General features: G+C 63.0%; 5 protein-coding genes and 1 pseudogene. All 6 read right to left on the reverse strand.

The genetic code is table 11. The features are described 5' to 3' along the window. Positions 1–348: 348 nt before the first annotated feature. Positions 349–906, reverse strand: a complete 558-nt coding sequence (locus DVS29_RS38080; RefSeq protein WP_240655992.1) for a glycosyltransferase family protein — start codon at positions 904–906, stop codon at positions 349–351. Then, positions 878–1,246, reverse strand: a complete 369-nt coding sequence (locus DVS29_RS38085; protein ID WP_240655993.1) for a glycosyltransferase family protein — start codon at positions 1,244–1,246, stop codon at positions 878–880. The genes DVS29_RS38080 and DVS29_RS38085 overlap by 29 nt, the downstream gene beginning before the upstream one ends. A gap of 185 nt (positions 1,247–1,431) precedes the next feature. Next, positions 1,432–3,225 carry a hypothetical protein gene (locus DVS29_RS36435; protein WP_124800781.1) on the reverse strand — a complete coding sequence of 598 codons (1,794 nt, stop codon included), beginning with the start codon at positions 3,223–3,225 and terminating at the stop codon, positions 1,432–1,434. A 108-nt stretch (positions 3,226–3,333) separates the two neighbouring features. Then, on the reverse strand, positions 3,334–6,066 hold the full coding sequence (locus tag DVS29_RS36440; protein ID WP_118186166.1) for a glycoside hydrolase family 99-like domain-containing protein: 2,733 nt from the start codon (positions 6,064–6,066) through the stop codon (positions 3,334–3,336). An 82-nt stretch (positions 6,067–6,148) separates the two neighbouring features. Further along, positions 6,149–7,351: an FkbM family methyltransferase gene (locus DVS29_RS36445; protein WP_118186168.1), complete on the reverse strand. Its 1,203-nt coding sequence runs from the start codon at positions 7,349–7,351 to the stop codon at positions 6,149–6,151. A 79-nt stretch (positions 7,352–7,430) separates the two neighbouring features. Further along, positions 7,431–7,574, reverse strand: a pseudogene (locus tag DVS29_RS36450) (ADP-glyceromanno-heptose 6-epimerase); the annotation flags it as partial.

Here is a 7,574-nt window from a genome sequence, read left to right on the forward strand (position 1 = left end):
TCCTTAAATGTCTGTCCGTAACGCGCCAATTCGTTCTCTCTTTACTGCCCCCAGGTTCCAATTCTATCGGGGCGGCATCTATTCTGACGCGGGGGGCCTCGCGCACGGCGGATCTCCGGTCGTCGACCCCACTCTGACCCGCCAAAGTCTCGTTGGACACTTTTGCCCAGCCACGGCCCGACCACGATATTTCGATCATGGGCCGCGGCGTAGCCGGTTGTCGCGCATGGCCCACTTAGCTATTCGAGCATGTACCGCGATCTTGAAACTGGGGGAGCGATCCGTCGCAAGCTGTGGAACTCGATCCGGTCTGTACGTCAGAAGTAACTGCAGCCACGCACCTGGCCGTTAGCCCCCAGATCGACTAGCGGTGAATAAAGTCTCGGACCATGCCTGCGGCACCGTCCGCAAAACGCTGATAGCTACGGGTCCGCGCTTCGCGCACGATCGATATGATCCGCTGTACAAAGTTACGAGGAAAGTTCTGCTCCGCCTGCGCAGGAAATGCTGCTCGGATTCGGAAAGGAGCGCTAATGCATCGGCCCGCGCCACCGACGTCTCATGGAACCGCCGGTGCAACGCGGCAAAGCGAGCGATGTTGCGCATCAGGTATTCGTCGCGCGGAAATTCGAGCACGCGCCTCACGTAGTTGACAAGCCGCGACAGGCGGCTTGTCGGTACCCCGATCGCATTGCGGCCGTGTTGCCGATAGAGCGTCAGCCGGTCAGGCAACATCGCGACGGTCTTCCACGCGGCCGCACAGGCCGCGCGCCACTCGTCATGCACCCACTCCAGCGGCAACGGGAGCGCGAGCGCCAACAGTTCGCGACAAAATGCCGCCGTCGTACCGGTCACCAGGTTGCGGCGGCAACAGACTTCAAAGGAACAGCGCACCTGCGCGAGCACTCGATCGATAGGCGTCGGATACAACGACTGAAATAGCGACCGCCCGAGGTCGCGGCCCTTTTTTGTCGATGAGTTCGGCGTAGGAATGCACGAGCAAGGCCGCGGCAATTAATTTACGGCGTGTTGCGATCTTGTCGTGCGTCCAGACGCCGCTCTCGTCCACAAGGAAGACGATGCCGCATTCTAGCGCGCGAACCGCCAGCTCGAAGTTGCTCGTCAGGCCGAGGTGCGTCTCGTTCCGCAATAGCGTGACGTGGATCGACGTAGTCGAACGAACTTTACCCGTCCACACGACGAGGTGCTCCTCCCAGGTGACGTCGTAGGAGCGATCGTCGCTCACGACGATCTGATCCGGCAAGCGCGTCTGATCTGTCAGCGAGCGCAGTTAGGAATCGAGGAACGGCATGCCGTTGCTCGTGCACGTCGCAATGCCAAAGGATGTCACGGAGGTCGGCATCGGGTTAGTCAGTAAAACTGATGACGCGAGTCCAGAGCCATCGGAAGCGAAGCATGATCCCTACGAGGTCAACGCGCTGAATTCTCGCCGCCGAGCACGCAGTACGTCTTGCCGGATTTCGACAATGCGTAGAACGTCAGTCCGGCGAGTTGCTGCGCCCGGACAAACCCGGCATAGCCCACGTCGATCCCGAATTTCTGTCCGAGCCACTGCTCGGCCACGGCACTCGTCCGCACGGTCCGGGCGACACCGACGACCCGATGCTCGCCGTCCACCGCGATCACGGTCTGCGCGGGCGCATGGTCAGCATCTATCCAGGTCCAGCCCGAGATGCGGCCCACTGAGCCGGGCACCTGGAAAACATCGGTCAACTGCTGCGCTGGAATGCTCTGAACGCCGTCCACCTGACCGCGGCATGCAGTTTCGTGACGCGATCCAAGCGCGCGCTCCACAGTGTCCCCATAGCGAAACGGGAAATACGAAAACACGTTCGTGTTCAACTGCTGCGCGTAGTTCGCGTAGACGCGGATGTCGTCCTTGTCTTCGTCGAGCGCATGCATCGAATCAGCGTCATTGGCCTGGACGAAGACAGCGAGCGCCGCCTCCCAGTTCTGTTCGCGCCACTTCGCCCACAGCCGCGGCTCATGGTTCCAGCCCGACACCGCGAACGGCACGAAGATGACGAGCAGCGCCAGCGTCAACCATGCTTTCGAGGCCGGCCGTTTCGCGGCCCACTCGCGCCTCAAACCCTCGCAGACGGCGGCGACTCCCGCCCAGCCGAGCGCCGCGAACGACGCGTACTTCTTGCTCGCGCCTTCGAGCAGCCCGAACTGCGCCCGCGCATGACCCGCCGCGAGCCCGGTCACGACGACGATAACCAGCACCATCAGACCGAATGCGGCCGCCGACCCACCGAGACCGGGCTTCAGGAGCCGCGCAATCGAGAAGCCGATCGCGGCGAGCAGGATCACGGCGCCGCAGCCTTCCGCGAGCAGATGCGACGAGGACCACGTGACGTATCCACCCGGCCACGCGTCGAAGCGAACGAACGGGCCACCCAGGTAGAACAGCGCGAATCGCACGATCTGGACCGGATTGTTCGACTGAACACCGGTCGACACCGTCGTCTTCAGGACCAGCACTGTGTGGACAATGGCCAGCACCGCCAGCACGGCAACGATCCGCAGACGCCAGCGCAGGATGATCGCCATCGCCGCGGCGCCGATCAGGATAACCGGTGCGTTACCCAACGTGAAAGTGGCGACGACCGCGAGCACCAGCAACGCCACGATCACCAGCAGTTCCTGATGGCTGTCGGGAGTCGTTGCCGACGCTGCCGCCTGAGCAACCACCGTGGCCGCGAGCAGGCACAGAATCGCCATGATCGCGTGCTGCACCTGGAACGGATAGATCAGGGTATACAGCAGGTTGGGGTTGACGAAGAGTAGCAGTACCGCGAAGAACAGCGCGATCTTTACGGCCGGGTCGACGTTGCTGTCGTGCCGCACCATCGCGCGCCAGACGAGTCCGGCCGACAGAATCTGCAAAACGTTGGTGGCCGCGATCTGCGTGTATTCGCGGCCGTGAAAATAGCGGTCATCGATGAACGACAGCACACGCGTCGTCGCGATGCGATGCTCGTTGTGTGGCGAGATCAGATAGTGCAGAAAGTTCGAGACGCTGACGAACGAGCGATACATTCGCGCGTGATCGAACATGTCGTCGTAGGCGGGGATGCAGAACAGGTTCGACAGTTCCCATCGCACCGTACCAACCGTCATGTATACCGCTGTCACGCCAAGAAGCGCCAGCAGAACGACCAGCGTCGTGCGGCCAATGCCTGAAGAAAGGGAAGAATTCAACCCGATGCCCTTAGAGAAGTCGGTTCGGCGACGGCAACGCCGCTACATGCAATACACCGCAGGATCGCCCCACACCCACCGTGCGATCCTGCGCACTCCGAAGCACGCTTAGCGTTGACCGTTCACCATTCGGCGAATCCGGCGCTTGACGCGGGCCAGCACGGGCCGCGGCGGCTCGCCGGCGGGACCCGCCGCGGGCGCGTCGCCGGATACATGACTGCCGCGGGCCGCCAGTTCGGCGCGCGCCGTCTCGCGGTCGCGCCACAGCATGCCGGACTGCATCCGCGCTGCCTGCAGGATGCGGTACGCGCCTTCGTCCTTCACGCGCTGCACCCGCTCGATCAACGCCAGCGCACGGGCCTGCTCCTCGTTGCCGCGCAGCGCGAGGACGTTCTTCACGTCGGCGATCGCATCACGCGTTTCTTCCAGATAGCGGCGTCCGCGCCGGCCGTCCGGTTCGAGGTAGGTGCCTTCGCACCACTCATTCCACGAATGCAAGAATACGATGCGCTCCTCGGCCGGATAGTGCGCATAGGTTTCGAGCATCGCCTGCGACAGCCACAGGCGGTACGAATCGCCATCTGTATTGATATGCACGAGCGCGCGCGAACCATAGCGCGGCGTGTTGTCCCAGGGCAGCATCACGGTCCGCAGACGGCGATACTCCGGCGCCGGCCGACTCATGTGGAAGCGCGCAAATCGATCGTAGTCGACGATCCGTCCCGTGAAATCCTCGGGCAGATCGAGCGACGCAGTTTCGCGGCTTAGCACGTGCGGTGGCACCATGTTCGACGGAATCTCGTAGCTCGCGTCGAAGCCGAGCTGGCGCGGCTGCACCGGGTCCGGCGTCCAGTCGTCGACCATTACCAGATAGATGCCCGGGAAGCCGCGACGCGCCATCTCGTCGCGCCAGATTTCCGTGGTACTGAGGATGTCCGGGAACAGGTGAGCCTTGTAAATGCACAGGATCGGCTTGCCGTTCACCTTCGTGTAGCGATCGTCTTCGAAAACCGGCATCAGTTCGCGGATGAACGCGAGATCGTCTTCCTTCGAATGCTGCTGCGCGATGATGACTTCGTTATCGCCGCCGTCCCAGCGCTTGCTCCAGTTTTCGTTCGCCCACAGGAAGAAGAACGGCATCTTCAGGTCCGAACCGATGTAATTCTCGATCGGCTTATAGAGCAGCTTCTTGCCGTGGAAATAGTAGTAGTAAAAGCACAGACCTGAAATGCCGTACTCGGTTGCGAGCTCGACCTGCTGGCGCATCACGTCGAACGAGCGCAGGTCGTAGTAGCCGAGCTCGCCCGGAATCTTCGGCTGGTAGTGACCTGTGAATAGTGGCTTCGCCTTGATGACGTTGTTCCACTCCGTAAAGCCCGGCCCGTGCGCCCAGTTGTTCTCAGGAATCGGATGGAACTGTGGCAGATAGAACGCGAACGTGCGCGGCACCTCCGAGTCCGCCACCGCTGCCCGTGGCGACGCGAGCGTGATCTCCGGCTGGTCGAGCGCGTCCGACAGCCGCGGCTGTTCCGCATACAGCGAACGGCCTTCGCTCTGGATCATCGGGTCGTGATGGCCGCCGACGGGCTGCGCAGGCAACCTGCCGATCCGCCCTTCCCGCTCGCCATGCCGGATGAAGTGCAGCAGCGGATTCACGCCGGATTCAGTCACGTCCAGATAGCGCTTCAGGTAACCCTGAGTATCGAAGTGCGGCCCCGGACGATAGCCGAGCGCGCCGCCGATCGTCAGGAAGTGCTCGGCCGGATCGACACCCGATGCTTCGACATCCTCATGATGCAGCGCATACCACGCCGGGTCGAACAGCGACGAGCCGCGCAGCAGTTCGCGATCGTCGGGATCGACATAGGTGCTGCGTGCCGCATGGCGCACCGCCTGGGCCGGCATGGCAGGTTGCCCACCACCGGCTGCTTCCGCCGCGCGGTCGTTCAGGATGCTCGCGACGTAGCGCGTTGCGTCGATCACTTCCTGCACAGCCAGTTCGCGCGCCGGCCCGAGCAGGTTACGCACGAGCTTGACTTCGGGCGCGACGCTGCCGTAGAGGCCCGTATACGGCGTGTACTGGCGGAACGCCCCCATCCTGCCCAGCAGCACGATACCCGGCGTGCCGACGGCATTCGCCAGGTGCGACGGGCCGCTGTCGACGCCGATGAAGAAGCGTGCGCGGCGAATCACTTCTGCGGTTTCGAGAATGCTCGTGCGGTTCGTGAGATCGGTTGCGAGGCCGGCGAGCGGCGACGGCGCGTCGCCCTTGCGTACACCGATCTCGACGATCGGCAGCTTCACTTCGTTGGCGATCCAGCGCGCGAGCGTCTGCCAGTTTTCGCGCGTCCAGTCCTTGTCGAGATTGTTCGACTCACGATGAATCACGCAGTACTGCGCCGGCAGGCCGAGCGCATCGACGGCGCGCTTCTGCGCGGCGCCGAGGTAGAGGCGTGGCGGCGACGATAGCTTCGGCAGACCAGCACCCATCGAAAACGCTTCGAGCAACGCACCGTAGTCCAGCCATTCATACGCGTTGATGAACGGGTTGCCCTGATCCTTGATCAGCGGCACCCGGCAGTGCGAGCAGACGCGGTAGTTGACGTGGAGGTCGATGACCTTGTCGTACCCGCCATGGCGAGAGATCTTGATCCAGTCCGTCAGGCAGTCCACCGCGACCGTCTCGTCGACGTGCGGATTCGAATCGACGAGTTCGCGGTAGGCCTTGTTGACCACCCATGCCACGCTGCAACCGGCATACCGCATCTTCACGTAACGGGCCACCGGCTCGCACGCGACAATATCGCCGATGTGTTCCACCAGACCGATAACGACTTTCATCCCTTCATGACCTCATAAACGTTCCGGCCGGCCGTGTGGCCCCGGGTGTCGGCTGCATACCCTGAGCGCATCCAGTCCGGAATCAGCTGATCTTCTTGCCCAATGCGCGAAGCGGAGCCGTGACACGCCAGCTGGTCGAGCGCTTGATGTCGTCGACCGTCGCCTGCAGTGCGTTCGTCTCCTCGCGTGCCGCGCTCTCCGACTCGACAGCGCGTGCTACCTCGAACCGCAGTCTTTTGTTGTCTTCTTCGATGGCAGCGATTCTGCCTTCGCAATGTTCCAGTTTGCGGACATAGTGGTCGACGCGATTCAGCGCTTCGTGCTCCGAATTGCGCAGCGCAACTACCGCGTCCAGTGCCGCGACGCCACCCGTGCGGGCCGCCGCGCCGTGGCGCAGCACCTCGTGCTCGTACTGCGGCTTGTTCAGCAGCGCGAGCGCGAGGTCGTCCGCAGTTTCGACGTCGAGCAGCAGCTCGCACGGCCGGACCGCGTAGTGCGCGAGCGGATCGGCCGACTTGGGCGTGCCGACCAGCGCCACTTCGCGCGCGCCCGAAAAGATGTTCTCGTCGCTCTGCCGGAAGTTGTTCGCGTTGTAGGCCAGCACGACATGTGCGCGCACGCGGTAGCCGCATTCCTTCAGCAGCCGGAAACAGCGCAGGCCGTCGTCGAGCGAATTGCACTCCGCGTACACGGCGGGCGCATGGCGGCGGATCGTTTCACGCGCGCCGCTCAGCACCATGTCCTCCATGCCTTCGACGTCGACCTTGATCAGCGCGCACGATTCGAGCGACAGATCGTCGACCGCGATGGCCTTTACCGCCAGTTCCGACGATCCGGCGGCTTCGCGCTTGCCCGCGCCCTCGACGAACACGTCTCGCAGCGATGCGCTGCCGTAGCTCGCGGGCGACGCAATGTCGATGCCCGGAATCCGCTCATCCTTTGACACCGACGATGCGATCGCGTTCTCCAAGCGGACGTTGGTGAGACCGTTCGCCTTCACGTTGCGCTCGAGCAGTTCGAAGCTGCGCGCCTGCGCCTCAATCGACACGACCTTTCCCGCTTCGCCCACGCGACGGGCAAACGCGATCGCATGCGTGCCGATATAGCCGCCGACGTCCACCACCGTATCTCCGGAACGCACCATCGACAGCATGAAGCTCAACTCGTTATGCGCCCACTCGCCATACAGGCGCAGCGATTCGCTAATTGCGCCGGTGTCTTTAGCGAAGAACGTCACCCGGCCATTCCGGGTTTCGACGGTCTCGAACAGTTCGTCCGATTGCATTGCTCTCCCCAGCTACTGATTCGTCAACATTATTCGTGTAGTCCCCGGCCGGCCCATATCGGGGTGCACCGCGGTCATCTCACGCGTGCGCCTGAGCAAGCCAGCGTACGTAGCGATCAACACCCTTCTGTACGCTCAGGAACGGCGCGTCGTAGCCCGCCGCGCGCAGCTTCGTCTGGTCCGCCTGCGTGAAGCACTGATACTTGCCGCGCAGCGCATCCGG

Source organism: Paraburkholderia phosphatilytica (genome assembly GCF_003443895.1).
Lineage (GTDB): Bacteria > Pseudomonadota > Gammaproteobacteria > Burkholderiales > Burkholderiaceae > Paraburkholderia > Paraburkholderia phosphatilytica.

Excerpts from the sequence above, each read along its gene's own strand:
- DVS29_RS36440 (WP_118186166.1), bottom strand. The coding sequence starts at position 6,066 with ATGAAAGTCGTTATCGGTCTGGTGGAACACATCGGCGATATTGTCGCG.
- DVS29_RS36445 (WP_118186168.1), bottom strand. The coding sequence starts at position 7,351 with ATGCAATCGGACGAACTGTTCGAGACCGTCGAAACCCGGAATGGCCGG.